Raw genomic sequence first — 26,335 nt, 5'->3', positions numbered from 1 at the left:
GCACGATTGAAGATAACTGTTTTAAATGAATTCGATCTGAAGGGATCAACCTGTGAGCAAGGACAACGGCTTTTTCACTGATGGCGCGGATCAATTCGACGCAAAGGTTAATGGAATCCCCCTGACTGATGTCGATGCCACCAACAAAGGCTCCATCGGTTCCCTCGTAAGTGACGCTACCGCACAGATGTCCTCGTTGTTCCGTGCAGAGGTGGAGCTTGCTAAGACCGAACTTGCTGCAGAGGCTAAAAAAGGCGTTATCGGCGGTGGCCTATTTGGTGTCGCCGGCACTATCGCCCTATATAGCTCCTTCTTCTTTTTCTTCTTCCTTGCAGAGCTACTCAGCGTCTGGCTAGACCGTTGGGCCGCATTCCTCATTGTCTTCCTCATAATGATCGTCCTCGCGGCACTTCTTGCCTTAGTAGGGTTTAAGAAGGTCAAGAAGATCGGCAAGCCAAAGCAGACCATTCAATCCGTCACAGAGCTTAAGAATCTCGTTCCGGGAAAAGCACAGGCCAACTTAGAGGCTAAACAGCACGGAATGTACAGCTAACGCCCTTAATACGTGGAAGCACTTGCGCCCCTCACACGTCGTTGTGCGGGGCGTTTTTCGTCCTACGAGCGTCATAAGGAAGTAAAAGATTGAAGAAACACCGGCAGCCGCTGTCGCCCTCTGTAGTCGCATTGGAGGGCCCATTCCACCACCAGATGCTGCATACGCGCGGGCTGCGCCTGCACGCTGCGACAGCGGGCGACCCGCAGAATCCTGCTATCGTGCTTCTGCATGACTCTTTTGGTGGCTGGTTCGATTTCCGACACGTCATTGAGCCATTAGCGGCAGCTGGTTTTCATGTCGCAGCGCTAGACATGCGCGGATACGGGCTTTCAGATAAGCCCCCAAGCGGCTACGAGCACCGCTTTGTCACCGGAGACATCGCGGGTTCCATCCGAACCCTGGGGCATAACTCTGCCCACGTCATCGGAGCGGGCTCTGGCGCGTCCATCGCATGGTTGCTGGCCGCTAATTATCCCGACCACGTGGATTCGTTGCTAACCATGGGTGCGCTTCATCCCGCCGATATGCGTCGCGCAATTGGCCTTCGCCCCTGGCTTTTTTCCCACATTCTTCCGCTGACCATGATGTTTCGTCTCCCCCATTTTCTGCGTTCCTGGTGCTGGTCCCGGCGCGACCTGCTTATTGAGCGCGATCTGAGACTGACCACCGGCCTTAGATTCCACGTCAGCGAGCGTTTCTCGCAAGAACTGCGCCTACGTCGTAAGGCTATGTCGATCGACTCCACATTCCTCCCGGTGACAAAAACCTCTCGTTACAGCGTTAACGTTCCTCCCTCGAAATGGACACTGCCTAAGGTTCAGGTACCTGTGCACATGCTTGTCGACGCCTCCGCCACATCCGCATGGCTAGCTCGCCGAGCACACTCGCGGTCGGCAGCGGGACTAAGTACCTCCACTGTCGGAGGTACAGGCCAACGCCCACACCTGGAAAATCCTGAGGGTTTTGTTTCCGAGGTGCTGCGTTTTATCCGCTCTACTATCTAGCTGTCACACATTTTTGAGTATCCACCGGAGTCTCCAGCGCTGCGATATCTCCCACCATGTTTTGTACTTCTTGAGCAGTAAGTACATAACCGATGTCGCTGCTGTCTACGGATGCGCCAAAGACCACACCGAGCACGTTGCCTTCAGTGTCCACCATGGGGCCACCGGAATTTCCTTTACGGATACTGCCGCGCACGGTGTATGCCTCTCGCTCAACCCTGCCGTTGGAATAAATATCTGCACCCGAGATTTTAATGCGGTCGCTCACGCGGGCAGGGGCGGCTTCAAAGGGACCAGACTCCGGGAATCCCATGACTATGGCGTCCTCGCCAGACTCGGCTGGTTCTTGAGCCCAGGAAAGCGCAGGAAGGCTGATCTTGTCGGACTTTAGCACTGCTATGTCCAGCTGTGCGTTGTAGTACACGACTTCGGCAGGGAAGACTCCCTCGACGGTATCCAAGCTAACTTTATTGGTACCCGCCACTACGTGAGCATTAGTGATCACGTGAGATTCATCAATGACAAAGCCAGATCCCATGAGCCGCCGGCTACATTCTTCAGACTCTCCCAGCACATGAATAACTGAAGGACGTAAGCGCTCTACAAGAGCTGTATCAGCGACTTTAATTGCAGGCGCCTCTACGTTCTTTGATTGTGATCCCTCTACAAAAGGAGAAATCAAAGGCGGCAACCCGGACTCGTTAAGCATCGCTGAGATACGAGACGGCAATGTTGAGAAGGCAGCCGGAATATTGCGATCAACAAATCCCAGGATTGTAGAATTTTTAATCCCCTGGGATACCGAACCACTCAGGCTGGTAGCCAACGGAATAGCACCTAGCCATGCAACGATCAATGTGGCAAAGGCCTGAAATAAAGCGCCCACCATTGAGTCTATCGCCAGAGTTCTGCGCCACTGAGCCCGATCCCGTAAGGATGAGCCGATAAGCCCACCAACGAGGTTTCCTATCCCGACAAGAAGAATCACCGTGCCCAAAGCGAGTAGGAAGCGCAGTGCTGTGGATTCCGTCTGTTCCATTACCACCGGGGCAAGGGCAGCACCGCATATCAGACCTGCTATCACACCCAATGTGGAAAGCACCGAGGCAAAGGCACCCTGTCGCCATCCGGAAAAGATAGCAAAGATGAGCGCCAGCCCGATGATTATGTCCACGACTGTTCCTGGAGTCACGTCTGGAGGACCTTCCTATGAACTAAAGCGCGCTAGGCGCGATACCTGAGAGCTTGGCCGCAATTGGTGGTTTACCTACGCGGGTATAACTGGCCAAGCCGCTCGTTATTTCGCGATTCAGACAGTGTCTTGTGCAAATCGTAGCGGGTAGTTTTATCCCACGGCTGCTCCCATCCTGCATGAGCGATAAGAGCATCAAGCAGCCCTCCGGTGAACCCCCAGATCACATAATCGTTTACCCGAAATGCCGGCCCTGTCCAGTCCTGGTGCTGCACCACAAACCGATTAGCGGGATCCGTCAGAGCCAGCACTGGAATATTAGCTACTGAGTCGGCTTCTTGCGGGCTGACCACGCCAATGGGACTAACGCTATGCCAGTGGGCTAATACAGGAAGCACCGGGTAACCTGTGGCACGAATATGCACCTCAGGAAGCTGCGCCAGAGGGGTCACCGTCCGACGATCCAATCCCGTTTCCTCCCATGCTTCTCTGAGAGCACAGTCCACAGCATTAGCGTCAGTCTTATCTAGGCGTCCTCCAGGAAAAGCTATCTGCCCGGAGTGCGCTCTCATTCGCGGTGAACGATGCGTAAGAAGCACGGAGGCGTCATTAGGCATCTCTGCCGAGGTTTCTGCCCCGGCGAGAAGAACAAGCACTGCGGCGCGCCTAGTAGAATCTGGAGAGGACTCAGGGCGTAATGCCCTTCGGATCCTTCCGTCTATAACACCGCCGGTGACATCTCCTACGAGACGTCGCATCCATATGGGAGCGCGTTCTGGGCGCAGCGTGATGTTCTCTCCCGGCATATCCGGCCGTGGAAAATCGCTACCCTGCTTCTCGTTGCTATCCATCAAGAGGCCTCCGTGGGGGTAACGGTTGCGGGAAGTTTTCCTAACACTGCGGACTCAAGCTCTCCATAGTGTTCAAAGGGCTTAGGGATCGTCGAGATGAGCTTTCCATTCTGATCAAAAACAAGGGTGATGGGCACTACCTTAGGCAACCCGAGTGAGGCTGCGAAATTATTGTTGTTGTCTTGTAGCGATGGCATCTGAATGCCAAGGTCATTGAGCAGGGCAGCGCCATTAGCGGCATTGGGGTCCGCATGAACTCCTATCACAGAAAACTCTGGATGTTTGGCGGCGAGTTCATCAAAGAGCGGTAGTTCTTTGCGGCACGGCTCGCACCACCACGCCCACAGCGATACCACCGTAACGGCAGGCATAGGACGGGCGCGATGCTGAGCACCCAGACACGGGAGGGAAACACCACCTAAGTCTGCGATAGGACACTCCGGGCGATTCTGTACATTCTGTGCTGTCGCTTCGGTACCTTCAGCCCCGGTGCTGCCATTCTGATTGCCCGAGTTATCTCCACGCAGAAGCTGTGGAACTACCGCGAGCAGGAACACAAGCATCACAACAAAAACGCCAAAGGAAGCAGCGATTGTCTTTTTCATGCTCTAAGCTCCTGCCAACTCCAATAACGCTTCACGATTATCCCCTACCACTAAAGCAGATGCCAGCTCGGGATCTATCGGACCTTCAAGCCCAAAGCTTGGGCATTCCGCGGCTAAGAAACAGGCTCCGCACGCAGCTTTACGTGAATGACACACTCGGCGACCATGAAAGATGATGCGATGGGAAAACATCGTCCATTCTTTCTTTTCTATGAGTTCCGCGAGCTCAGCCTCTACTTTCAGCGGATCGGTGTGAGAGCTCAGGCCCATGCGCCGCACCAGCCTGCCAAAGTGCGTATCCACGGTAAGCCCCGGAATACCAAAAGCATTCCCTCGAACTACATTGGCAGTTTTTCTTCCTACGCCCGGTAGGCTCACCAGGTCCTGGATGCTCTGCGGGATTTCTCCGCCGAAGTCCGTCACAAGTTTCTGTCCCAAACCAATGAGGTGTGCGGCTTTTGCTTTATAGAATCCGGTAGGCCGGATGAGCTCTTGCAGCTCAAGCTCATTTGCGTTGGCGTAATCCCATGCTGTGGGGTATCTGGAGAAGAGCCGAGGAGTTACCTGATTAACTCGCACATCAGTGCATTGTGCGCTCAATACCGTGGCTACAGTGAGCTCTAACGGGGTTTTAAAGTCCAGCTCACAATGAGCCTCTGGGTAACCTATGCTCAGAAGCCTGTTAATTCTACGTGCTCGCCGCTTCTTACCCAGGGGAGTCTCCTGTCCGCGCGTAGCCCTATGCCTACCCACTTTGATCCGGGCGGCCGGCGGAGAAGTGGGCAACTCTGACAGATACTGACTCGACATGGCACCTACATTATTCCAGGCCTATGACATTGCTCCGACATTGGCCCAAAACCGCACTGCATACCAACGAATACGAGACTACAGTGACAGCATGAGCTTCCTGTTAGTATTTTTTGTTCCCCTTGCCTTGGCACTGTTCCTCTTATGGATGGATCGCCTAGAGATCAAGGTTCTCCATCCGCATGGAATCCCCGAGAAAAATAACGCTGCAGCAGACATCACCGACCTTCCTCGAACAGGAACAGCGGAAGAAGGATCCGACTCTACGGATAATGCTAAGAATTTTTTATCTAGCGAAGAAAAATAACCCCACCTTTTTAGCACCCCCGCTGCGGACCCCGAACCCCACGATGGGACGGATCTCTCTCGATAATTCAAAAATTTCACCCCCATTCAGTGAGCAAACCCCTCAATCTGTGACTAATCCATTTTGAAGGTGCAAAAGTGACGCAGTACATAGTATGGTGATCTAGGAAACATTAACTAGACCGGTCAAAGGCAATGCGAAGGTGTTTTCCACAATCGCGCCAAGATCCGGTATAACACCGCACTAGCTATAGCTCTGAATTGAAGAGATTCCTAGCGCGGCCTACTAGAGGAGTATTGACGTGGATGGTGTGCAGGATATTCTCTCCCGCGCCGGAATTTTTCAGGGTGTAGACCCAGTTGCAGTTGGCAACCTGATTCAGGAGCTTGAAAGCGTCCGATTCCCGCGCGGGGCAACAATCTTTGAAGAGGGTGAGCCTGGCGATCGTTTGTACATAATCACTTCCGGAAAAGTGAAGCTAGCCCGTCATTCACTCGATGGCCGTGAAAACCTCTTAACAGTCATGGGCCCTTCCGACATGTTCGGTGAGCTCTCTATCTTCGATCCAGGCCCACGTACTTCTTCTGCCGTCTGCGTCACCGAAGTCCATGCCGCCACCATGAATTCAGAGATGCTTCGCCAGTGGATCAGCGACCACCCAGAAATTTCCGAGCAGCTGCTTCGCGTTTTGGCCCGCCGCCTGCGCCGCACGAATGCTTCTCTCGCTGATCTGATCTTCACAGACGTACCTGGTCGCGTCGCTAAGACGCTCCTGCAACTAGCAAACCGCTTTGGTACTCAAGAAGGCGGAGCACTCCGGGTAAATCACGATCTCACCCAGGAAGAGATCGCCCAGCTCGTAGGCGCCAGCCGTGAGACCGTGAACAAGGCCCTAGCTACGTTCGCTCACCGCGGCTGGATCCGACTCGAAGGCAAGTCAGTCCTGATCGTAGACACTGAGCACCTGGCAAAGCGCGCACGCTAACGCTTTCCCTATAAAGGGCCTGTGGCCCCGGTTCCCCCTCATATGAGAACCGGGGCCACAGGCCTTTATTGAAGGCAACTTATTCTTGTTCTGCGAGATAGCGCAGGGCCACGCGGGTCGACTGTTCCGCAGCGCCTCGAAGAACTGGGTCTACGTCATCATAGACAGCGTCGATAAGCTGCTTGATGGGAACATCCTCACCGAGTTCAGCACGCGCAGCACGAATCTGATCAAGCCGTTGGCGGCGCCGCTGGGTATACCAATGCGCAAAGCTTGCAACGTCATCCCCATCCGGCCCGTGCCCCGGCATAAGACGTACGTCTTTACCTCGATCTTCCAAAAGCGCAAGAGTGCTAAGGTAGTCCCCCAAATCCCCATCAGTCTCGGAAATCATCGTGGTATGGCGCCCAGCGATAGTATCGCCAGTGATAATCCCCTCTAACTCCGATGCGTGAGGCTCCCCGCTCCACACAAAAAAACACACAGAGTCGGCAGTATGCCCTGGGGTAAAAACAACTTCCACTTGCGGAGTAACCCCATCCACTGTGATCACTTCACCGTCGACAAGCGGCGCTCCGCCTTTGCAATAAGCCGGGTCCTGAGCCCGAATGGGAGCACCCCCCGTGAGCTGGTAGAAGCGCGGCGCGCCATCAGCGTGATCATGATGCCTATGAGTGAGCAGTATCAGGCCGACCTCATTAGCCTTGCTATTTAAGACATTGAGGTGCCCCTCATCCTCAGGGCCGGGATCAATAACTATGCTGCGCGCGTCCCCCTCAGCACGCACAACCCACGAATTGGTTCCTTCGAGAGCGGCGTACCCCGGATTAGGACAAAGTACCACCGAAACGGACGGACTAACCGGCCGCAGCTGACTGTAAGCAGGATGCTCCATGCCCATCAGCTTAGCCATTCTCGCCATGCCAAACTACTTAAACGAGACCCCGCCATTAGTTTTGCAGGGTCCGTTTGCATAGAGAACCGTTAAAGCTTCTTACTCAGCAACCTCAACAATAACTTCGATTTCAACGGGGGAATTCAAGGGCAATTCCGCTACCCCTACAGCACTACGCACATGCTCACCGGCTGCGCCAAAGACTTCTCCCATAAGGTTTGAGGCGCCGTTGACCACCCCAGGCTGTCCGCCAAAATCCTGTGCAGAGGCCACAAACCCCACGACCTTAAGGACTCGGGTCACCTTATCAATGCCGACCAGCGCATCGATGGCGGCCAGAGCGTTTAAAGCAGCCACGCGGGCATAGGATTCAGCCTGTTCCGCGGAGACTTCCGCCCCGACTTTGCCCACTGCTGGCAAGGAGCCATCGATAAAAGGAAGCTGCCCAGAGGTCCAAACCTGGTTTCCCACCTTTGTTGCTGGGATATAAACAGCCACAGGTGCCGCAACTTTTGGCAGCTCTATGCCTAAGTTTTTAAGATTCTCGCTTGCCGTCATTACTCAACCTCACGCTTCATATAAGCAACAACGTTCTCAGGATTTGGCCCCGGCACAACGTTAACCAGCTCCCAGCCGTCCTCGCCCCAGGTATCCAAAATCTGCTTAGTCGCGTGAGTTAGCAGAGGCACAGTGGCATATTCCCATTTAGTCATGTCTATAACTGTACCTGCTACTGCAAACCCACGATAAGGGCTTATCGACGCAAGGGATTCACACCGCCCCGCACTACAAACACAGTACGCAGGCCGCCCCCTTACACCCCGGAGAGTTCGCCTCCGCGTGCAAAGAAATCTCGCCAACTTTTAACGTCAGGATTGTTGCGCAGAATGGAACGCCTTTGCCGCTCCGTTAAGCCTCCCCACACGCCGAATTCCACGCGATTGTCCAGGGCATCTGCACGGCAACGCATCATCACGGGGCACTCGCTACAAATAGCTGCGGCACGGCGCTGCGCAGCGCCGCGAACAAAAAGAGCGTCCGGGTCTTCATGCCGGCAGTGGGCGTGCATAACCCAGTCTCCACGATCCAATGCCTGAAGTGACCCCAATGAATCTTCCTCTAGGGGGCTGATCTTACGTACGTTCATCAACGAAGTTGTCATGATGAACTCCTCCTGACATAAATCTTGGAACGAACTAGAGGCTTAAAAACCAAGCCTCTGCGCCTTTTTATAGGCGCCCAACGTGAACTCATGTAAGTCTATTCACAGAAAGTTGCATAAGTCGAATGCATCACACTTTGTGGGGATATTTCCTACTTCCCCCTACAACGGTTGCTTAGCTAGGGTAAAGGGGTGTCAAAGTGGAATTCACTCAACAGGATCGTCGCCGCTGCCGTAGCAGCAGGGGCTGCCAGCGCCCTAGCGCTCTCCCCCATAGCTGCCATTACAGGCGTTGCAGCTGCACGCACTAGTGCAACAATGCAGTCCAATCTTCAAGATTTGACCGACGGGTCCGCTCCCGGGGTCTCCACCATTTTAGACAATCAGGGCTCACCTATCGCATGGCTGTATTCCCAGCGCAGATACTCAGTGCCGTCGGAAGCAATCCCACAGACAGTGAAGGATGCGGTCGTCTCCATCGAAGACCGACGCTTTTATGAACATAAGGGCGTGGATTTACAAGGCAATCTCCGCGCGATCGCTGCCAACCTTTTTGCTGGAGGCGTGGCGCAAGGCGCGTCCACCCTGGATCAGCAATATGTAAAGAATTATCTGCTTCTTGTCACATCTAACAATGCCGACGAGCAAGCCGCCGCTACGGAGACATCTATCCCGCGTAAATTGCGCGAGATGCGGATGGCCTCGACCATCGACAAGATGCTTTCTAAAGATGAGATCCTTACCCGCTATCTCAATCTGGTGCCCTTTGGAAACAACTCCTTTGGCATCGAGGCAGCAGCAAGGACTTACTTTGGTATATCCGCCTCAGAACTGTCTTTGGCTCAATCTGCAATGTTTGCCGGCATGGTGCAGTCGTCCTCCTACCTCAATCCCTTCACCAATGCGCCTGCCGTTATTGAGCGCCGTAACACAGTTTTGGACTCTATGGTGATGAACGGCTACATCAACCAAGAAGAAGCCGACCTAGCCAAAGCCGAGCCCCTCGGAGTGCTAGACGCCCCCCAGGGCTTGGCAAATGGTTGTATCGCCGCTGGCGATAGTGGGTTCTTTTGCGACCATGTCCTCAGCTACCTCAACAAAAAAGGTTTGAGCACCGAACAAATCACCAAAGGCGCTTACACCATTAAAACCACCCTTGACCCACAGACTCAGTTGGCTGCGCATAATGCGGTGACTAGTCAGGTCAATTCGCAGTCCCCCGGGGTCGCCGATGTTATGAATATCATCGAGCCCGGCACAAATTCGCGCAAGATCCTGGCAATGACTTCTTCCCGCGATTACGGCCTAGATCTCAATGCAGGTCAAACGGTTCTTCCACAGACTTCCTCCCTGGTGGGCGCAGGCGCCGGATCCATATTCAAGATTTTCACAGCCGCTGCCGCCCTCAAGCAGGGTTATGGCTTGGACACCGTTTTGCAGGTTCCTCGCCGTTATGAGGCCAAGGGGCTTGGCGACGGCGGCGCCGCGGGATGCGCCCCCGGAACCTACTGCGTGGAAAACTCTGGTTCCTACGCCCCACAGATGTCTCTACGCGATGCCCTAGCTTATTCACCCAACACCCCGTTTGTTAAGCTCATCGAATCCGTTGGCGTACGCGACGTGGTTGACATTTCTGTAGCTTTGGGATTGCGTAGCTACTCCGAAAAAGGGTCCTTTGACCAGGACAACTCCATCGCAGACTATTTCAAGGAGCACAACCTGGGTTCCTATACCCTAGGCCCCACAGCCGTTAATGCTCTCGAGCTCTCCAACGTCGCTGCTTCCCTAGCCTCCGATGGCATGTGGTGCGAGCCAAGCCCTATCGAATCCGTGACCGACCACAATGGCAACGAGGTCTACATAGAGCGCCCCGCATGTGAGCAGGCCCTCAGCAAAGAAATTGCCAATGCACTATCCAACGGACTAAGTCAGGACATCATCAAGGGAACTGGCTCGGCCGCGGCAAAGGCCGCAGGATTCCGTGCGCCAACGGCCGCCAAGACAGGCACCACGGAATCTCACCAGTCAGCTGCCTTCCTCGGCTTTAACTCCAACTTTGCGTCTGCGGCATATATTTACAACGATGGAACAACCGTCTCCCCGCTGTGTACCTCTCCGGTCTCTCAGTGTGGAAAAGGCACGCTCTTCGGCGGCGACGAGCCCGCCCGTACCTGGTTTACCGCCGCAACAGCAACCGGCCGAGCAGCAACCGGCGCCCTGCCGGCTTACAATACAAAGTACAACCGCGGATCCTCAGAAGACCTAGGTAGCTCCTATGTCGGCCGCAATGGCGATGACGTAAAACGTGAGCTTAGCGGCAAGGGATACAAAGTTGTCACCGAATACACCGCGGGCAATGGCTTACCCAAGGATCATGTGGTCCGTACGGAGGTTCCCGTTCCTCTCAAATCAGATTCAACCATCAAGCTCGTCCTTTCAGACGGCACTCCCCCTCGGCGAACCACCAGCCCTCTGATACCGCGGGACGAAGGCCCCTCCGATAACAACCGCAACCCGGGAGGGGACGACCTGGCAAACCTGCTACAACAGCTGCTTGGCAGGTAGCCTTACCAAGCAGCCTGAATACAACCTAGGCTAGCGCCGCACGAACTGCCGTGGACAGGCGCTTGCCGTCGGCCTGGCCTGCAGCTTTAGCCGTAGCTATCTTCATAACCTGGCCCATCTGCTTCATCGTGGCCTCGCCGTGCTCCGCAGCGACTTCTTCAACTGCTTGGGCAACGAGTGCGGCGAGTTGGGCGTCGTCAAGCTGTGCAGGCTGGTATTCCGCGAGAATATCTGCTTCCTGAGTTTCTGCGTCGGCTAGTTCTTGTCGGCCTGCTCCCGCATACACTTCTGCGGATTCGCGACGCTTTTTAATCTCGCGAGCGATGACCTTGAGCACATCTCCATCAGTTAACTCATGCTTTGTTCCACTTGTCTCCTCCGTCTGGATTGCCGCTAACAGCATACGCAACGTGCCCGTACGCTCCTTTTCCCTAGCTTTCATGGCGGTGGTCAAATCTGCACGGATCTTCTTTTTGAGTTCACTCATGGTTGTTAAGCCTACTCGCAGGTACGCTATACGAGTGGCTTCATTGACAAAGACTCTTCTCACGGCAACCGGTGTGCTAGGACTCACTGGATTCTCCGCCCTCGCATGGGCGTATCGCGAATGCTCTAACTTTGAGCTCAAGATTGTGGAGCTTCCCATCCTGGAGCCTGGAGTCTTAAGAAATGCAGATGAATTTAGGATCCTGCACCTCAGCGATCTCCATATGACGCCCAACCAGGTGAAGAAACAAGAATGGGTAGCACAGCTGGATAGGCTTTCCCCAGACCTCGTTATTAACACGGGAGATAATCTCAGTGATCCTAAGGGAGTACCTGGAGTGTTGCGGGCTCTCGGCCCACTGCTACGGCGCCCCGGGCTCTTCGTTTTTGGCACCAACGATTATTTTGCCCCAAGTATGGTCAATCCTTTCCTCTATCTCTTTGGCAAAAAGCGTAAGCCCAGCGAGGTGCCGCTGCCTTGGAAAGGAATGCGCGCTGCCTTCATAGAACACGGATGGCGCGATGCTAACCAGGCCCGTCACGAGTTCCAAATCAACCATGTGCGCATCGCCGTAGGCGGTGTCGACGACCCCCACCACGACCTCGACGACTATGAAGAAATAGCCGGGCCCCCGAACCCGGACGCAGACCTCAGCATTGCGCTGCTGCATGCTCCGGAGCCACGCGTACTAGAGCGCTTTGAACGCGATGGTTATATGTTGTCGCTTTCCGGCCACACCCACGGTGGCCAGGTTTGCTTGCCCGGTTCTCGAGCCCTTGTGACCAATTGCGGGATTGATACCCGAAGAGTGCAGGGCCTACATACCTTTGGAAAGATGTGGATGCATGTTTCCAATGGCCTGGGCACCTCTAAATTTGCCCCCATTCGCCTTTTCTGCCGGCCCTCCGCCACATTAATCCGCGTCACCGAGCGTTAAGACAATGCAGTTTTGTTGTTTACTACATTGATCAACTAGAGTATTTCCCGTATCAACGGGATATGGCGCAGCTTGGTAGCGCGCTTCGTTCGGGACGAAGAGGTCGCAGGTTCAAATCCTGTTATCCCGACCATTGAGATAAGCTGGGACATGGTGTACACCATGTCCCAGCTTATTCCTTTGTTTGGGGTTAAGTAGCAAAAAGTGTGTCCGTTTCTAGCGGTTGTTACTGGTGAACCTATCTAAAACGGCGTGGAATAGCTCCCAGGGGTTATTCCACGCGAGGGTGTCGGACTCTTTGTGCATGAGGGTTAAAACCCCAATCACGAAGGAGAGTACGCAACAATGACTGTTGCGTCCCCCGAAGAAACATGCTGACACTGAGCGCGTCGCTGACATCAGCCGCCGGCTGATGAACAATCCCGAAACCACCAAGCTCATCCAAGAGCTGGGCGAATCAACCTCCGACGCTAACGAGCTAGTGCGTGGTTTGCTGCAGGCCACGATCAACACCGGGTTGAATACAGAAATGGATGCTCACCTTAGCTACGAACATGGTGACCGCGCGGGCAAAGACGCTGTTGGTCAGGCAACAGTTGCAACGGCTCGTATCTCATGACGGTGGACTCAGCCTACGGACCTGTCGATAGTAGTGTTCCTCACGATAGGTCTGGCACCTACATGCCGCGTATGGTCCCCAAAGGCAGCCGCAGACTCACCGACCTTGATGACATGATCATCAGCCTGTACGCCGGTGCAATGACCGTGCGCGGCATCGAACACCACCTGGCCACAACCACGGGGGTAAATCTGTCGCCGGATACCATCAGCGCAGTCACCGATGCAGTCCTTGAAGAAGTCACCGTGTGGCAGACCAGGCAACTCAACGAGTTCTACCCAGTAATTTTCCTTGACGCGCTACGCGTGAAGATCCGCGACAACCGGCGCGTAGTCAACAAGGCCGTTTACATGGCTGTTGGTGTGAACATGGAAGGCATCAAACACATTTTGGGGCTATGGGGTACCACCAATGAGGGAGCAACGTTCTGGCCGCAGGTGTGTGCAGAAAATTGCCAACCGCGGTGTCAGCGATGTCTTTATCGTTTGCTGCGACGGGCTCAAAGGCTTTCCTGAGGCAATCCAAGCAACGTAGCCAGATTCGATGATCTAGACCTGCGTTGTCCATCTGATTCGTGCCGCCAACCGGTGGGTAGTCTACGGTAACCGAAAAGCAGTGCGAAGTATCTGCCGAGCAATCTATACCGCTGTTAATGACGATAAGGCCCGCGCAGCACTCGAGGAGTTCGAAGCCAGTGAGCTTGGTCAGAAGTATCCGCAATCAATGAAAGTATGGCGCGAGGCATGGGATAAATTCATCCCGTTCCTGCAGTTCCCGCCGTCAGCTAGGAAGGTTATCTACACCACGAATTCCATCGAGCTGTCCGCCGTGCCAGAGAAGGAGCCAAGGTTTTTGTTTCAGCCAAGCGGCTGATCGAAGGTAGTAGGGCGACTAATGGGAAGCAGGCTATCAATCAGCTTTCCGTGGTATACCCCGGCTGGTTCGCTTTATACTTGCAAATCAGCCCCCGTACGCAAACGGACTGACACCCTCAATCGATGTGAAATAACTCCCAAAGGCCTATTCCACGCCGATTTGTGTGCGTTGACCAGTAGCAATCATCAAAAGCAGACACACTTTTGCTGCTTAACCCGAAATATCGCCACACAATCACTACTTGAAACAAAAGCAAAGGCCAGCGGGCTAAGACTCACCGGCGCCTTACACATACGGCCGAAATACCCCCCAGTTTCCACTATCCAAGATGATGGAAAGGCTTCACAAAAGCATAGGAACACCCCAGCCAACACGAGCCACGACATACCATATTCAAACACCATAGTTCTCTGCATGGATCTACCGATTTCTCTTCATTGCGCAGCGGCCTCGACGAAACTGGGCGCGCCTTGGTCATCCCGTAACCACGCAGGATAAGGAAGCCGTCTTCAGGATATCGCCCACGACACGGCATAAACACTTGACCGAAAAACGATCTCTATATCAGTCGATAAAGGAGATCGCTTCTTGCAGTAGGGGTCGTCCGAGACTCTGCAGCGAAAAACAGATACCAGCTTCAACGTCTCGTTCGTTTAACGCAACGTTGCATTCTCTTCGGATGATCGGTTTTGGCTACTTCATGATTTACTTCTGAATCGAGCTCGGAAAAGTAGATGCACTCAGGACATCGGAGATAGATTTCATAGGTTAACCTTACCTATAGAAGTATCGCTGCTGGAATATGAAAGGGACTATCTCTTGGTGGCAGTGTAAGCTGCCACGGCTCCTCCGATGACGGCAGTGAAGCCAGCTACACCGCCGGCAACCTGCCAGCATGTTGCAACAACAGGAGCAGCTGCAGCCGAGGTGACGGGACGTGAGTGACGGGACGTGAGTATTCATTTGCATCAAAATCGATGCTCTATGAGTTTAGATACTCGGAAACCTGCATAATGGGTCCTTTTAATGAGTTAGAGCTAAAGAGGGTACACCCCCGCATTGAACACTATTGGTTATAGTTTCAAGTAAGGGATGTTGCTGACGATGATAGCTGTAAAGAAAGTTAGAATCGTGCTCGGTTTTAATCAAAAAATTATCTAAAGAAATATTTCTGCTGTGCCACAGTGGCCCCTACTTTCGTACGACAATCAGCCAGAAACAAGGATATAGCTTGCTTAAATTCGATAACGTACAGAAGAGTTTCGGCTCAAAACAGGTGCTCAAAGGCGTAAATTTTTCCGTGGATCGCGGCGAGATAGTTGGCCTGCTTGCTTCAAACGGTGGGGGCAAGACTACTTCGATGAGAATCGCACTCGGGCTCATGAAACCAGACATAGGTGAGGTCTTAGTTGCGGGGCAGAAAATTGCTCCCGATTCAGTTCGAGGTGTCGGATATATGCCTGAAGAACGTGGACTTTACTCTGATGAGACTGTGGTCAACCAGCTCCGCTACTTTGCGCGACTACACCGAATACCGAAGGAGAAAATGAAGCCTCGAATTAAAGAACTCCTGGATAAGCTTGAAGTATCCCAATTCGCCGACTCAAAAGTTAAGGAACTGTCGCTAGGAAACAAGCAACGGATCCAGATTGCTTCTGCTTTAATTCATTCGCCAGAGTTGTTGGTTTTAGACGAACCCTTTTCAGGCCTTGATCCTTTAGCTGTTGATCGTTTTCAGTATCTTCTACGGGAATACGCTGCCAGCGGTGCCGCAATATTGTTCAGCTCGCACCAGATCGAAATCGTAGAAAAATATCCGATCGTGTAGTCATTATGAAAGACGGGATAGTTTCATATGACGGAACTGCATCTGGCATTTCCTCGCCAGAGGATAAAGTATTTGGTCCATGTATCACTGAACCTTAGTAAAGGTAGAAAAATCGAGGATATTACTTTTGACAATAACGAGAGAATAGAATCAGCTCAGGCTGTTATTGATGGCGTGAAATTGATCTTGAAATCCGGGGAAATTTCTGTTGGCGAGTTGATGCAATGCGGATTGAAACCCGAAGAAATACGCGAAATGCGATACGAGAAAAATTCGCTTCTTGACACCCTATCGAGCATTTATGGCAAGGATACCTGATCAATGATAATTGCAAACGATTCTTTTCGATATTCTCTTGTATTTCTGGTGGCCCAAAGAGAGGCACTTCTTAGCGTTAGAAGTAAATCAGTCTCGATAGTTTTTGCTGTAGTTGCCTTGGGAGCGATTGCCTTAGTCGGCTTTTCTTCGAAACAAGTTGTTAATTCCGGCAAAGATTTCAATCCACACGATGTAAGTGTTGTCGTGGGGTTATTTATGCTGGTTGCGTTGTCGATGTCCATCATGATGAGCTCACCTCTACTAGGCGCTTCCATGGTTGACGAGAAAGATAACAAAGTTGTTGAGATTCTTCTTTCTTCGATTCGTGCTGATGAGTTATACCTAGGAAAGGTGTTTGGCCACGTTATTATCGGACTATTTCAACTAACTGCCCTTTGGGGAATTACAGCAGTTTCTTCTATTTTATTTGGATTGTCGGATTTTGCTAGTTTTCCATGGTCAAGAACATTCATAGTGCTCTTGTTTATGTTTCCTGGCTACCTTGTTTTTACTGCTTTATTTGGCATGGCAGGTGCTCTTGTTTCAAGAAATGAAGACTACTTAGCTGCGCAACTTCCGATCCTTATCCTCTTTTTTGTCACGCTATTTGTCCCGTTTTTGCCGTTGATCAAAATTGGCTCTTTTGAAAGTGGTTGGCTTCCAGCAGTTTCTTGGATTCCACCACTGTCCATGGTGGCTACTCCGGTTAGGGAAATCTATATTGGGGAACCCAACTGGGTAGTAGTAATTTCATGGATTTTACTGCTGGTTTTATCTGCTTTTCTCTTCTTCCTGGGCGCCCTTACTTTTAAGAAAAATATTCTGAAGTAGAACTATGTAGCGCAGAATAATTGGCAAATCCCTCGGCGTATGCCAACTGACTTGTCACCTATCACCGCCGCAGTCGAGCAGTGCCAAAAGTGTCAGTTTGGAGCTGACTCAAATCCTGTTATCCCGACCATTGAGAGCAGGCTAGTGACCCATTGGATTGCTGGCCTGTTTTTCTGTGTGTTACCGCGCCGCCCTGTCATCCTTACCACCGACAGATCCTGCATTTCCATAGACAAAAGCCCAAAATCATGCCCCATAACGCCTCTTTGTCTATGGAAATGCAGGATCGCAACCCCAGACCCCGGCCAGACCCGCCCCTGTCACATAAAAATATCAGATTCTATTGCTGGTATGCTCATTTACTTCATGTGGAACATAGACAGGAAGGCATGCAATGAGAATGACCCGTCGAAAAGCCCTGACGGTTGCCACCCTAGTTACTCTTAGCTCGTTCACCAGTGTAAGCACCGGACACGCCATCGACTTTGGGAATATCATGCGATTGCCTTCCGCTTTATCTTCAGCCTTATCCTCTGGTTCTTCTGGCTCCTCGGCCCCAGACGCTAAGCCTGCCCCACAGCGCCCAAACCGAATCTCCGAAGGCCTCACAGTTACTATGCTCGACGATCTTTTCGGGCGTGGTAAATCCGACAAGGTCGGTATCCTCTCCGGTGATCTAGGGGAAATGGTCCGACTAGCCAAGGACGGCAAAGAATTTGCCATCATTTTCGGGGACTCCTTCACAGGCGAAGGGCTACAGGGTGAGTGGAAAAGTCCCATCGGTTTAGTGGCCAAGCTGGGAGAAGACGGAAAAATACAGATTGTTCGCCCACTCAACGAGGGGGAAAAAGCCGAGCAGCTTATTAAGTACGAGCATAAAGATCGCCTCACGCTCCTCCCCTCGGACGTCATTAACATCGACGGGACAATCTACATGCAGGCCATGTGGCATCAGGGCCTAGGCAACGTCATAAAAACTCAGATCTGGAAGTCCACCGATCAGGGAAAGACCTGGTCTAGCGTCAACGAGATACCCGCTAGTTACATGAACGAGTTCGGCAGCCTTCTCTCCTGGGAAAACGGCGATGACGGCTACGTATATATGGTCTCCTCTAAATTCGGCCGCGCACACAGCGTCTATCTCACCCGTTTCCGCCCTGAACAGATCGGCGATGAACAGCAGTGGGAGCACTATAACCCCACTGCAAACACCTGGTCCAAGCATGTCGACGGTGCACATCTCACACCGATCCTCAGCAATTCGGTTAAGGCCGGTGAAATGTCCCTGCGCCGCATAGAGGGGCATTGGGTACTCAGTATGTTCAATGAAGAGACCTGGGCCATCGAGGTACGGATCTCCGAGAAACTCGACCAAAGCTGGGACAAGATTAAACCAGCCAATGTGGTGGTCGCGGGCACCGGCGGCTGGGGAGCTAAACAAAATGAAAATAACTTCACCCAGCTCTACGGCGGCTATATCACGCCTTTTTCCACCCTCGCTGACATGAACATTGTGGTGTCACAGTGGAATACTTCTAACAACAGCCGCTATAACTCCACGCAGTTTAACGTCAAGGGCTTGGATAAGTTCTTCAACATCACGCCTAAGCCTGCCGACGCTCAGCCGACGCCACGAGCAGTTACTGCAGATCAGACTGCGGATCAAAGCGTGATTGAGGTATCTGAGGTAGCACCAGCAGATTCCGATAAGGCCGCCACGCCAGAACAAGAGATTATAGAAAGCGTCGCGCCGGTAGAGGTGCTACCCCTTACCGGCGCGCTTGATTCACAGAAAAACTAGCGGATGATGTCCTCAGGTGTTGCATGAGCACCTGAGGGTTCTCGCTTACCTAGCAGCTTCAGTGCCGCTGCTCCGACAGCCGCTAGACCAGCGGTGACCACAATGGCAACCCACAAGGCTGGGGAATGCGTTCCATTGCCAAGTGAGCTTAACGCCAGCGTGGGGTAGTTCAACGGCATAAGGTTCACTAAGGCCTGAGCAGTTGTACCGATCTGCGCTGTTGCCGCAGAATTCCATACCCATCCCACAACGCCCACCTGCGCGATAATTCCCACAAGTGCAGCCAGATAGCCCCATGTAGCGCCAAATGCCCGAATAAGGACGGCCGTCCCCAAGCCAGAGGCTAAGACGAGCAGGGCGCATATTCCAGCAGCCGCAGCTGCTTCCGCCGCCCCCAGCTCGCTGCCTAGAATCGCCACGAGTGAGCCACCTAGAGCTGCGAGCGCTATGCCTCCGACAAGGCTTACTACCCATGCCCGGCCACGCCCGTAGGTACCGGCGGCAAGCATGACTCCCGCGGCGACTAGGAAGGCATACATGGGAGCAAGCGTCTTAGTTATCCCTGCTTCTTTAGCTTCTGGAGTTCCCGCTTGGATAACAGGCAGCGCGCGCGAGACTGCGCCAACACGGTCCTGGTTGGTTTTAGCCATCCCATCGACTTTTTGAGCACCCTGGTCAAGCTGTTCTACCCCTTTGAGAGCCTCATCGACGCCAGCGGCGAGCTCGTTAAGGCCGGCAGAAAGTTCTTTAGAGCCTTTAGTGGCTGAATAGATGCCATCGTGGAAGCCATAACCCGGAACATGGAGCTGGTTGGCCAGTTCACGCGAGCCATCACGGAGTTTAGTCAGCTGATCAGTAATGCTTTTGTCTACTTGGAAAGTGTCTACTTGATTGCGGAATTCCTCTAGCTCCGGTTTGAACTCGGCAGCCTTAGGATCTTTGCTTTTGGCAATGTCTCCGATGGTTCGATCAATCGCCCCAAGGATTTGTCCACGAACTGCTTCCAGAGCAAAGAGTTGTCCAACCGCATGGTCTACCCCATTGGCTATCTCTGTTGCACCATTTCCGAGCTGGCCGGTGGCGGCCTGAAGTTGGTTCATGCCGTCGGCAAGCTTTGCGGCCCCATCGCGGGCGGATGTTGTTCCTGCGCCGAGTTGTTTGGATCCTTCGGCGAGCTTGTGTGTGCCGTCGGCAAGCTGCTTGGTTCCGCCTTTGAGCAGTCCTGCTTGGGCACCGGCTTCTCCGGCTGCGCGGCGGGCGTCGACAAGCGCTGCATCGTCATGCACTGCGGGGGCACCAGCTGATTCCTCCCCCGTGGACCAGGAACTGGCAAGATCGTAATCAGTGCTCACTGCGTAAACAGTGCCGGCGATCAGTGGAGCAGCCAGGAGAATAGCTGCGCTGAGGTGGCGAACGGCAAATCGACTCATACTATAAAAATGTACTTAGCCAGCTGATTTTTCGGCTAACGACCCACCGAAACACCCCAATAAGCATAAGAAACTTATATACCATAAGCCCTACCTGACCATAGTAAACACAGCAAACACTGGTAACGTGAAAAAAGTTGACCAAAACCTAAAAATTCCCCGAATCTGTGGGTGTGAGTGATCTGTGACCTTATTGTTAGTTCTCGTGCTGGCTGCCTTTACGGTATCCTGCGCACCTGTAGCCGTCCGAGTCTGCGAGAGAAAGGCCGGGTGGCCGCTGGCTGCCCTGCTTCTCATCGCGGCTGGACTCCTTTGTAAGGAACTCCCTGCTGTACTCGATGAGACTCCGATCGTCTGGACGTACACGTGGATACCCGACGCGCTCGGCCACGGCATCGACATACAGCTAGCTTTGCGAGCCGATGCCCTCAGCGTTTTCTTTGCGCTCCTCGCCCTTGTCATTGGCTCCATCGTCTTTATCTATTCTGCGTCTTACCTCCCTAAAAAAACGGGGAATACCAGCTTTTATACCCTGATGACTGCGTTCATGGCAGCCATCCTTATGCTGGTGCTTGCCGACGACGTCTTCACCCTCTTCATCGCATGGGAGCTCGTTTCTCTTGCTTCCTTCATGCTCATCGCCAGGTCTGGCGGCAGCGGTGGTGAATTAGGCTCGCAACGCACACTGATATTGACGTTCATCGGTGGCCTTACGCTGTTGGTATCTATGGCAATTGCTGCCACCCAAGCGGGTACCACCAACATTCATGAGATCCTGGTATCTGATTTCTGGGCAGAAAAACCGGCGCTCACCACCGTCTTGGGTGTGCTCGTGGCAGTCTCCGCGTTTACTAAATCTGCGCAGTTCCCCTTCCACTTCTGGTTGCCCGAGGCAATGGCAGCAGCTACCCCGGTTTCTGCATTCCTACACGCTGCAGCCGTGGTAAAGGCCGGCATTTATGTGTTGATGCGCTTCAGCGCGGTATTCCATAACAACCAAACGTGGAACCTCCTGCTCATAACGGTGGGCATGCTGACCGCTGTCATGGCGGCATTCTTTGCGATTCAAAAGACAGATCTAAAAAAACTCACCGCATACTCCACTGTTTCCCATCTCGGTTGGATCGTAGCCACCATCGGCGTAGGCACACCTTTTGCCTTGGCTGCCGCACTCGTGCATACGCTTGCGCACGCGCTGTTTAAGTCATCGCTTTTTATGCTCATCGGCGTTATCGATCACCAAACCGGGACGCGAGATGCATCCCGCCTAGGTTCTTCCTGGAGGCAGCTACCATTCACCTTTGGATCTGTCATTCTGGCGGCGTCATCGATGGCCGCGGTGCCCCCCATGCTGGGCTTTGTGTCCAAAGAAGGACTTCTCGCAGCCTTGGCTGAAGCCCCTCTGGGCAAAGCTGGCATCGTAGTCCTCCTGCTCACCGCGGGTATCGGTGCTCTCTTCACCTTTACGTACTCCGTACGCATTGTTGCCGACGGCTTTATCGACGGCGACCGCGATATGTCGCATGTAAAAGAAGCACCCGTGTCCCTATGGCTTCCCGCAGCGCTCCCCGGCGCGCTCTCACTGCCCTTGGCATTTGCCCTGGGGTATCTCAATCTTCCGATTTCTGAGGCCGTGGACGTAGTCGCAGAAGACCCTCACACGCACCTTGCCTTGTGGCACGGTCTATCACTCGTCTTCATTATTTCCCTGGTGGTTTTTGTCTTAGGAATCGTGGGAGTTGTCTTCCGCAAACAAATTTGGATGGCTTTGGGTAGTCGACCGCTGTTCCCAACTAGTGGCAATGATGTACTCCGTCTCATGCACCAAGGATCCTCTAGCCTGGGTCGTGCGATGGGCGCGATGGCGGATTCTATTGCTCCTACCCGCCACCTGGCATATATGTTCCTGACCATTATTATTTTTGGTGCTTTCTACGTATTGCCGGGTCTTGTGGGTGGCGGCGTAGATGGCATTCCGGCACCTGCCCGAATCTCTACGGATCGCTGGTATGACGCCATACCTTTGGCCATAGTTCTGCTCGGCGTGATTGCCCTGGTTCGTACTAAGAAACGTCTTAGCGGCGTGGTTCTGATCGGCGTAGTCGGCGCCGGCGTAACGCTGCAGGTTTTCATGCTCGGTGCTCCCGACGTCGCGATGACTCAGTTTATGGTTGAGGCTCTGACCGTGGTCATCATGATGATGGTGGTACGCCAGCAGCCCAGTCACTTTCATAAACCGCGCAAGAGCCAGAAGGCCCTTGGCATTGCTATGGCAACTGGAGTAGGCCTATTTGCGTTCCTCTCAGTGTGGGTGCTGTTGTCGCGGCATGAACGCAGTGAGCTAGCCCTGTGGTATCTCAACGAGGCTCCCAAGATTTCTGGTGGGGATAACGTAGTAAACACCATCCTGGTTGAGTTCCGTGGGTTTGATACCTTAGGCGAGCTCTCGGTCCTTGGTATGGCCGCTATCGTGATTGCCGCAGTGATTACGTCTATGCCTCGCTATCCTTTTGCCAAAGGCACTCATCCGGCGCCTTTCAGCGGCTCGGACCTCAATTCAATTCCTCTTCGCATCCTGCTCAAAGTACTGGTGCCAGTGCTGATAGTGCTGTCTGTCATGATCTTCTGGCGCGGCCATAATGCGCCAGGCGGCGGCTTTATCGCGGCTCTTGTTGCAAGTACCGCCATGATGCTGAGCTATCTCTCATTCCCACGCGATAAACATATTTTCCCAGTACGCACGCCCATTTACCTCACGGGCATAGGGATTTTAACCGCTATTTTTGCAGGTTTCCTGGGATTGAGTCATGGTTCCTTCCTCTATGCGATTCATGGGCATTGGGCTGGCCAACACTGGACTACCTCCATGATCTTTGACGTTGGTGTGTACCTTGCGGTACTGGGCATGGTCAGCATGGCTATCAACGCTCTAGGTGGCTACCTCCGCCCCGGCTTGGATTATGAGAATCTGAACTACAACCGGGAGGATTCGCCTTTGACTCCCCTGCCCAAGGTTGGCCACCTGGATGATTTCGGGGGCGAGCCTCATCTGCCGCCATCTGAGCCGGAACGTGTTCGATTGGCCAAGCAAGCAGAGCGTGCTTCCAAAGCTCTCCGAGAAGACAACGACCGCCATCTCAACGCTGCATCATCTACCGCAGAGGAGGAGAAGTAAGTGATCCTCGCACTCACAATCGCTATCCTTGCCGCCGGTGGTGTGTACCTTGTGCTCCAGCGTGGCATGTTGCGCATCGTCATTGGCATGACTCTGATTAGCCATGCCGCAAACCTCCTGATCGTGGCTATCGGAATACCCGCTTGGCGCGGGGAACCTTTCCCTAGCATCACTGATCTCAGCGTGGCAGCCGACCCTGTCCCCCAGGCGTTTGTTCTCACCGCCATTGTCATTGCCATGGCAACCACCACATACATGCTTACGCTGTCTGGCCTGGGGCGCTCCGACGATACTGAACCAGAAGAAGTCGCCGATGAGGACTCCCCTTTGCAGACTCTAGGGCGCTCCACCACCAACGCTGAACTAGCCGAGGATGAGGCCCACCTTGTACGCGAACGCGCCCGTCGCGCACACCAGCACCATGCGGACAATGACATAAATAAGGAGGCTCACTAATGGATTACGTGCTTCCATTGTTTGTTGGTATCCCGCTTGCTTTGGTCGCTGTCTCAGCGATCGCACCGTGGCGTGTACTCCGCGATATTCTTGCCCTCATCACGCCGATAGGAACCGGAGCCGCAGGTGTGTGGCTATTCGCTTATGTATCTGAGCACGGAACCATTGCGCACTCTGTGGGTAAGTATGTTGGCGGCGTAGCTATCCCCTTTGTTGGCGATCATTTCTCAGCGATCATGATCATCACGTGTTCCGTCGTAGCCTTTGCCTCCAACTGGTTTGCCATTGTTGTTGGTGAAACCCGATCGCGTTTTTATTCTTCCCTGTCGCTCATGCTGCTCACCGGCGTGATGGGTGCGTTGCTCACCGCCGATCTCTTTAACTTCTTTGTGTTCATTGAAGTCATGTTGCTGCCAAGCTATGGCCTGATGGCTATGACCGGAACGTGGGCACGGTTAAGCGCTGGACGCACGTTTGTCCTGGTCAATCTGGCCACTTCCACATTGCTGCTCATCGGTGTTGCTATCGTTTACGGCGTTGTAGGCGCAGTAAACATTGCCGCGTTGGCTGGTGCGGCCGCTGGAAACGGCCCTGTGACGGTAGCCATGGGGATCGTCGTTGTAGCCATGGTGATCAAAGCCGGTATTTTCCCGGTTCATACCTGGCTGCCGCGTTCCTATCCTGCAACCTCCTCCAGCGTGATGGGATTATTCTCCAGCATGCACACCAAAGTTGCTGTGTACATGCTGATGCGCATCTACGTGGTGATTTTTGATTTGGATACACGCTGGGTGTGGCTCATTATCACGATCTGCATCTTGTCCATGATCGTGGGAGCGTTTTCCGGTTTGGGAGAAGGCGCCATGCGCAGGGTTTTGGCTTATCAGATGGTCAACGGCATGCCAATGATCCTTGTTGTTCTTGCCTTTGCATCTCACAACGCCAAGACTGTGATTGCAGCAGGTATTCTCTATGCTTTGCACCACATGATCACCGTGGGTTCCCTGATCCTCACGTCTGGCTCTGTCGAGGAAACCTATGGCACAGACAAGATGTCTAAGCTCTCCGGGATCGCTCATCGCGATCCCTGGGTGGCCGCGGTCTTTGCGGCCGGAGCGTTCTCAGTTGTTGGATTCCCACCATTTTCTGGGCTCTGGGGCAAGGTATTCCTGATCCTAGGAATCGCGGATTCTGCATCTTGGCAGGCTTGGCTGGTCATCGCGATCATTATCCTGGCTAGTTTTGGGGCGTTTCTCTCCATGCTGCGGCTCTGGCGCGAAGTCTATTGGGGTGCTCCGATGAACCCCCAGCGTATCCCCGAAAGTCTGCGGGTGCCGTGGCTGCGGCTGGCCCCCGGCGCTTTTCTCATTGTTATCTCTTTTGGGATGTTCCTATTCGCAGGCCCGCTCGTGACTGCTACAAACGACGCATCAGAGTCGCTTCTCGACGTCCACTCCTATTCCACTGCCGTCCTCCACCAAGGAGAGGACGCGCCGGTAGGTGTTGCCACTAATAACACACTGCAAGGAGGCCGCTAATGTTGCACGCCATAAAATACGCGTTTTGGCTTGTCGGCCAAGTTCTCATAGCAGGTTGGGTTCTTACTAAGGACACTCTCACGGGCAGCAAGAACCTAGACCCTTGCGTAGTCCGCTACCCACTGCGAGTAACCAAGGATTGGCAGATTACGGTTTTTGCGGCGTCGATTACGGCCACCCCTGGAACCATGTCGATCACGCTGGAAGAAGACGACTCCGCAGAGTCCTCCGACCAGCGCTACCTTCTTGTTCATGCGGTTGCCGGCGCGGATCCTCGTTCGGTGCTCGCGGATCTCGCGCATATGGAAGAGACCCTTGCGCCTCATGTTAAAGATCTGCACCCTGACTTTTCTGCAGTCCTTGATCGGGCTACATGGGAGTATCCTTCACCTAAACCAGTGTTTAAGGAGGACAACTAATGTTTCTCATCGCCTCCTCTATCGGTATGGCTGCCACCACAATAGGTATTATTGCCACGATTATCCTGATGATCCGTACTAAAGATCAGCTCACTCGAGCAGTGATCTCAGACATGGTGTTTTATTCGATGATCGGCTTCTACATAATCTGGTGCATGGCCAACCACACCCAGATCAATTATGAGATAGCGTTACTCGCTGCACTGGTTGGCGGCATCTTGCCCACGATGTCGGTAGCCCGCATCATCTCGAAGGGACGTCGCTAATGTTTTATGACTTAACAGCAAGCGCGTTGATTCTCATAGCGTCATTTTTGATCATCACCACGCTCATCGCTTTGCTCCGCGCCCCAGATGCTCTCACCCGAGCCAATCTTATGGGCACTGCGACAAGCATCGCGCTGCCCCTTATCCTGATCGCCTCCCTGATCAATGACATCGGCAACGGCACCTTCTGGTGGGGAAACCTGATCCGCGTGATCATCACGATCGCCGGTTTGCTCATCGTCCTAGCTATCGGCAGCTTTCTCATGGGCCGGGCCCTCTATGGGGTAGCTAAAGAACAACAAGACTAAAACTCCGGCTCAGTCCTTCTTCTTAGAGGCGCACTGAGCCGGGGATAACCATCCATTATCCAAAGCTCCTTTTCCGCCTAAACAGAAACAAATCGGATGGTCCCCGGTAGGGTT

At 53.4% G+C, this 26,335-nt stretch carries 26 protein-coding genes, 1 tRNA gene and 1 pseudogene; 18 read left to right on the top strand and 10 right to left on the bottom strand.

Going from position 1 to position 26,335, the window contains the following annotated elements; all coding sequences use genetic code 11:
• Positions 1-52 precede the first annotated feature (52 nt).
• Together CpATCC19410_RS01105 and CpATCC19410_RS01100 are read left to right on the top strand one after the other, a co-directional pair.
• Positions 53-553: a phage holin family protein gene (locus CpATCC19410_RS01105; protein ID WP_013241072.1), complete on the top strand. Its 501-nt coding sequence runs from the start codon at positions 53-55 to the stop codon at positions 551-553.
• 89 nt (positions 554-642) lie between these two features.
• Positions 643-1,560: an alpha/beta fold hydrolase gene (locus tag CpATCC19410_RS01100; protein WP_013241071.1), complete on the top strand. Its 918-nt coding sequence runs from the start codon at positions 643-645 to the stop codon at positions 1,558-1,560.
• Here the strand turns inward: CpATCC19410_RS01100 and CpATCC19410_RS01095 are convergent.
• The 4 genes from CpATCC19410_RS01095 to nth all read right to left on the bottom strand — a co-directional run bounded on the left by CpATCC19410_RS01095 (position 1,553) and on the right by nth (position 5,018).
• On the bottom strand, positions 1,553-2,752 hold the full coding sequence (locus CpATCC19410_RS01095; RefSeq protein WP_013241070.1) for a MarP family serine protease: 1,200 nt from the start codon (positions 2,750-2,752) through the stop codon (positions 1,553-1,555). The genes CpATCC19410_RS01100 and CpATCC19410_RS01095 overlap by 8 nt on opposite strands.
• Before the next feature lie 71 nt (positions 2,753-2,823).
• Positions 2,824-3,603 (bottom strand): NUDIX hydrolase, encoded by a 780-nt coding sequence (locus tag CpATCC19410_RS01090; protein WP_013241069.1) that lies wholly within the window; start codon positions 3,601-3,603, stop codon positions 2,824-2,826.
• Positions 3,603-4,208, bottom strand: coding sequence for a TlpA family protein disulfide reductase (locus CpATCC19410_RS01085; RefSeq protein WP_013241068.1), 606 nt, complete (start codon positions 4,206-4,208; stop codon positions 3,603-3,605). Before CpATCC19410_RS01085 ends, CpATCC19410_RS01090 begins: the two co-directional genes overlap by 1 nt.
• A gap of 3 nt (positions 4,209-4,211) precedes the next feature.
• On the bottom strand, positions 4,212-5,018 hold the full coding sequence (gene nth, locus CpATCC19410_RS01080) for an endonuclease III (RefSeq protein ID WP_013241067.1): 807 nt from the start codon (positions 5,016-5,018) through the stop codon (positions 4,212-4,214).
• On the opposite strand from nth, the gene CpATCC19410_RS01075 reads away from it, so the two are divergent.
• Both CpATCC19410_RS01075 and glxR read left to right on the top strand, forming a co-directional pair.
• Entirely contained in the window at positions 5,017-5,325 is a 309-nt protein-coding gene (locus tag CpATCC19410_RS01075) for a hypothetical protein (RefSeq protein WP_013241066.1), read from the top strand. The two genes, nth and CpATCC19410_RS01075, sit on opposite strands and share 2 nt — an antisense overlap.
• Before the next feature lie 301 nt (positions 5,326-5,626).
• Complete coding sequence (glxR, locus tag CpATCC19410_RS01070) at positions 5,627-6,310, top strand: CRP-like cAMP-activated global transcriptional regulator GlxR (RefSeq protein ID WP_013241065.1); 684 nt, start codon at positions 5,627-5,629, stop codon at positions 6,308-6,310.
• A gap of 79 nt (positions 6,311-6,389) precedes the next feature.
• Here glxR and CpATCC19410_RS01065 read toward each other — a convergent pair whose 3' ends face one another.
• From CpATCC19410_RS01065 to CpATCC19410_RS01050, 4 genes are all read right to left on the bottom strand, one after another.
• Positions 6,390-7,223 (bottom strand): MBL fold metallo-hydrolase, encoded by an 834-nt coding sequence (locus CpATCC19410_RS01065; protein WP_014400938.1) that lies wholly within the window; start codon positions 7,221-7,223, stop codon positions 6,390-6,392.
• An 81-nt stretch (positions 7,224-7,304) separates the two neighbouring features.
• Entirely contained in the window at positions 7,305-7,763 is a 459-nt protein-coding gene (locus CpATCC19410_RS01060) for a RidA family protein (protein ID WP_013241063.1), read from the bottom strand.
• A complete protein-coding gene (gene sp36 / locus CpATCC19410_RS01055) occupies positions 7,763-7,918 on the bottom strand; it encodes a Sp36 family protein (protein WP_013241062.1) in 156 nt (51 codons plus the stop codon). Before sp36 ends, CpATCC19410_RS01060 begins: the two co-directional genes overlap by 1 nt.
• 101 nt (positions 7,919-8,019) lie before the next feature.
• Positions 8,020-8,367 (bottom strand): WhiB family transcriptional regulator, encoded by a 348-nt coding sequence (locus tag CpATCC19410_RS01050; RefSeq protein ID WP_014300416.1) that lies wholly within the window; start codon positions 8,365-8,367, stop codon positions 8,020-8,022.
• Positions 8,368-8,559: 192 nt separating this feature from the next.
• On the opposite strand from CpATCC19410_RS01050, the gene CpATCC19410_RS01045 reads away from it, so the two are divergent.
• Complete coding sequence (locus CpATCC19410_RS01045; RefSeq protein WP_013241060.1) at positions 8,560-10,932, top strand: transglycosylase domain-containing protein; 2,373 nt, start codon at positions 8,560-8,562, stop codon at positions 10,930-10,932.
• Between the two features lie 25 nt (positions 10,933-10,957).
• Here the strand turns inward: CpATCC19410_RS01045 and CpATCC19410_RS01040 are convergent, their stop codons facing one another.
• A complete protein-coding gene (locus tag CpATCC19410_RS01040) occupies positions 10,958-11,419 on the bottom strand; it encodes a GatB/YqeY domain-containing protein (RefSeq protein ID WP_013241059.1) in 462 nt (153 codons plus the stop codon).
• On the opposite strand from CpATCC19410_RS01040, the gene CpATCC19410_RS01035 reads away from it, so the two are divergent.
• From CpATCC19410_RS01035 to CpATCC19410_RS01005, 7 genes and pseudogenes are all read left to right on the top strand, one after another.
• A complete protein-coding gene (locus CpATCC19410_RS01035; RefSeq protein ID WP_014400936.1) occupies positions 11,418-12,356 on the top strand; it encodes a metallophosphoesterase in 939 nt (312 codons plus the stop codon). The two genes, CpATCC19410_RS01040 and CpATCC19410_RS01035, sit on opposite strands and share 2 nt — an antisense overlap.
• Before the next feature lie 56 nt (positions 12,357-12,412).
• A tRNA-Pro gene (locus CpATCC19410_RS01030) sits at positions 12,413-12,489 on the top strand.
• Between the two features lie 279 nt (positions 12,490-12,768).
• Positions 12,769-13,961 (top strand): annotated as a pseudogene (locus CpATCC19410_RS11075) (IS256 family transposase).
• A gap of 1,121 nt (positions 13,962-15,082) precedes the next feature.
• On the top strand, positions 15,083-15,679 hold the full coding sequence (locus tag CpATCC19410_RS01015; protein WP_228026794.1) for an ABC transporter ATP-binding protein: 597 nt from the start codon (positions 15,083-15,085) through the stop codon (positions 15,677-15,679).
• A gap of 27 nt (positions 15,680-15,706) precedes the next feature.
• The gene (locus tag CpATCC19410_RS10890) at positions 15,707-15,997 is read left to right on the top strand and encodes a hypothetical protein (protein ID WP_228026793.1); all 291 of its coding nucleotides are present in this window, start codon (positions 15,707-15,709) and stop codon (positions 15,995-15,997) included.
• Positions 15,998-16,000: 3 nt separating this feature from the next.
• Positions 16,001-16,828, top strand: a complete 828-nt coding sequence (locus CpATCC19410_RS01010) for an ABC transporter permease (RefSeq protein WP_013241053.1) — start codon at positions 16,001-16,003, stop codon at positions 16,826-16,828.
• 394 nt (positions 16,829-17,222) lie between these two features.
• Positions 17,223-18,629, top strand: coding sequence for a DUF4185 domain-containing protein (locus tag CpATCC19410_RS01005; protein ID WP_013241052.1), 1,407 nt, complete (start codon positions 17,223-17,225; stop codon positions 18,627-18,629).
• Here CpATCC19410_RS01005 and CpATCC19410_RS01000 read toward each other — a convergent pair.
• Positions 18,626-20,059 carry a membrane protein gene (locus CpATCC19410_RS01000; protein WP_013241051.1) on the bottom strand — a complete coding sequence of 478 codons (1,434 nt, stop codon included), beginning with the start codon at positions 20,057-20,059 and terminating at the stop codon, positions 18,626-18,628. The two genes, CpATCC19410_RS01005 and CpATCC19410_RS01000, sit on opposite strands and share 4 nt — an antisense overlap.
• Positions 20,060-20,243: 184 nt before the next feature.
• On the opposite strand from CpATCC19410_RS01000, the gene CpATCC19410_RS00995 reads away from it, so the two are divergent.
• Genes CpATCC19410_RS00995 through CpATCC19410_RS00970 form a run of 6 tightly spaced genes read left to right on the top strand, consistent with a single transcriptional unit; the run spans position 20,244 to position 26,221 of the window.
• Positions 20,244-23,234: a DUF4040 family protein gene (locus tag CpATCC19410_RS00995; protein ID WP_013241050.1), complete on the top strand. Its 2,991-nt coding sequence runs from the start codon at positions 20,244-20,246 to the stop codon at positions 23,232-23,234.
• On the top strand, positions 23,235-23,690 hold the full coding sequence (locus CpATCC19410_RS00990) for a cation:proton antiporter subunit C (protein WP_013241049.1): 456 nt from the start codon (positions 23,235-23,237) through the stop codon (positions 23,688-23,690).
• Positions 23,690-25,228 carry a monovalent cation/H+ antiporter subunit D family protein gene (locus tag CpATCC19410_RS00985; RefSeq protein WP_013241048.1) on the top strand — a complete coding sequence of 513 codons (1,539 nt, stop codon included), beginning with the start codon at positions 23,690-23,692 and terminating at the stop codon, positions 25,226-25,228. Before CpATCC19410_RS00990 ends, CpATCC19410_RS00985 begins: the two co-directional genes overlap by 1 nt.
• Complete coding sequence (locus tag CpATCC19410_RS00980; RefSeq protein WP_013241047.1) at positions 25,228-25,647, top strand: monovalent cation/H+ antiporter subunit E; 420 nt, start codon at positions 25,228-25,230, stop codon at positions 25,645-25,647. The genes CpATCC19410_RS00985 and CpATCC19410_RS00980 overlap by 1 nt, the downstream gene beginning before the upstream one ends.
• A complete protein-coding gene (locus CpATCC19410_RS00975) occupies positions 25,647-25,913 on the top strand; it encodes a cation:proton antiporter (protein ID WP_013241046.1) in 267 nt (88 codons plus the stop codon). The genes CpATCC19410_RS00980 and CpATCC19410_RS00975 overlap by 1 nt, the downstream gene beginning before the upstream one ends.
• Complete coding sequence (locus CpATCC19410_RS00970; RefSeq protein ID WP_013241045.1) at positions 25,913-26,221, top strand: Na+/H+ antiporter subunit G; 309 nt, start codon at positions 25,913-25,915, stop codon at positions 26,219-26,221. The genes CpATCC19410_RS00975 and CpATCC19410_RS00970 overlap by 1 nt, the downstream gene beginning before the upstream one ends.
• Positions 26,222-26,335 lie beyond the last annotated feature (114 nt).

It is taken from the genome of Corynebacterium pseudotuberculosis, assembly GCF_002155265.1.
In the GTDB taxonomy this organism is placed as follows: domain Bacteria; phylum Actinomycetota; class Actinomycetes; order Mycobacteriales; family Mycobacteriaceae; genus Corynebacterium; species Corynebacterium pseudotuberculosis.
Note: the sequence above shows the minus strand (reverse complement) of the source record. Positions and strands in the feature narration are given on the sequence as shown.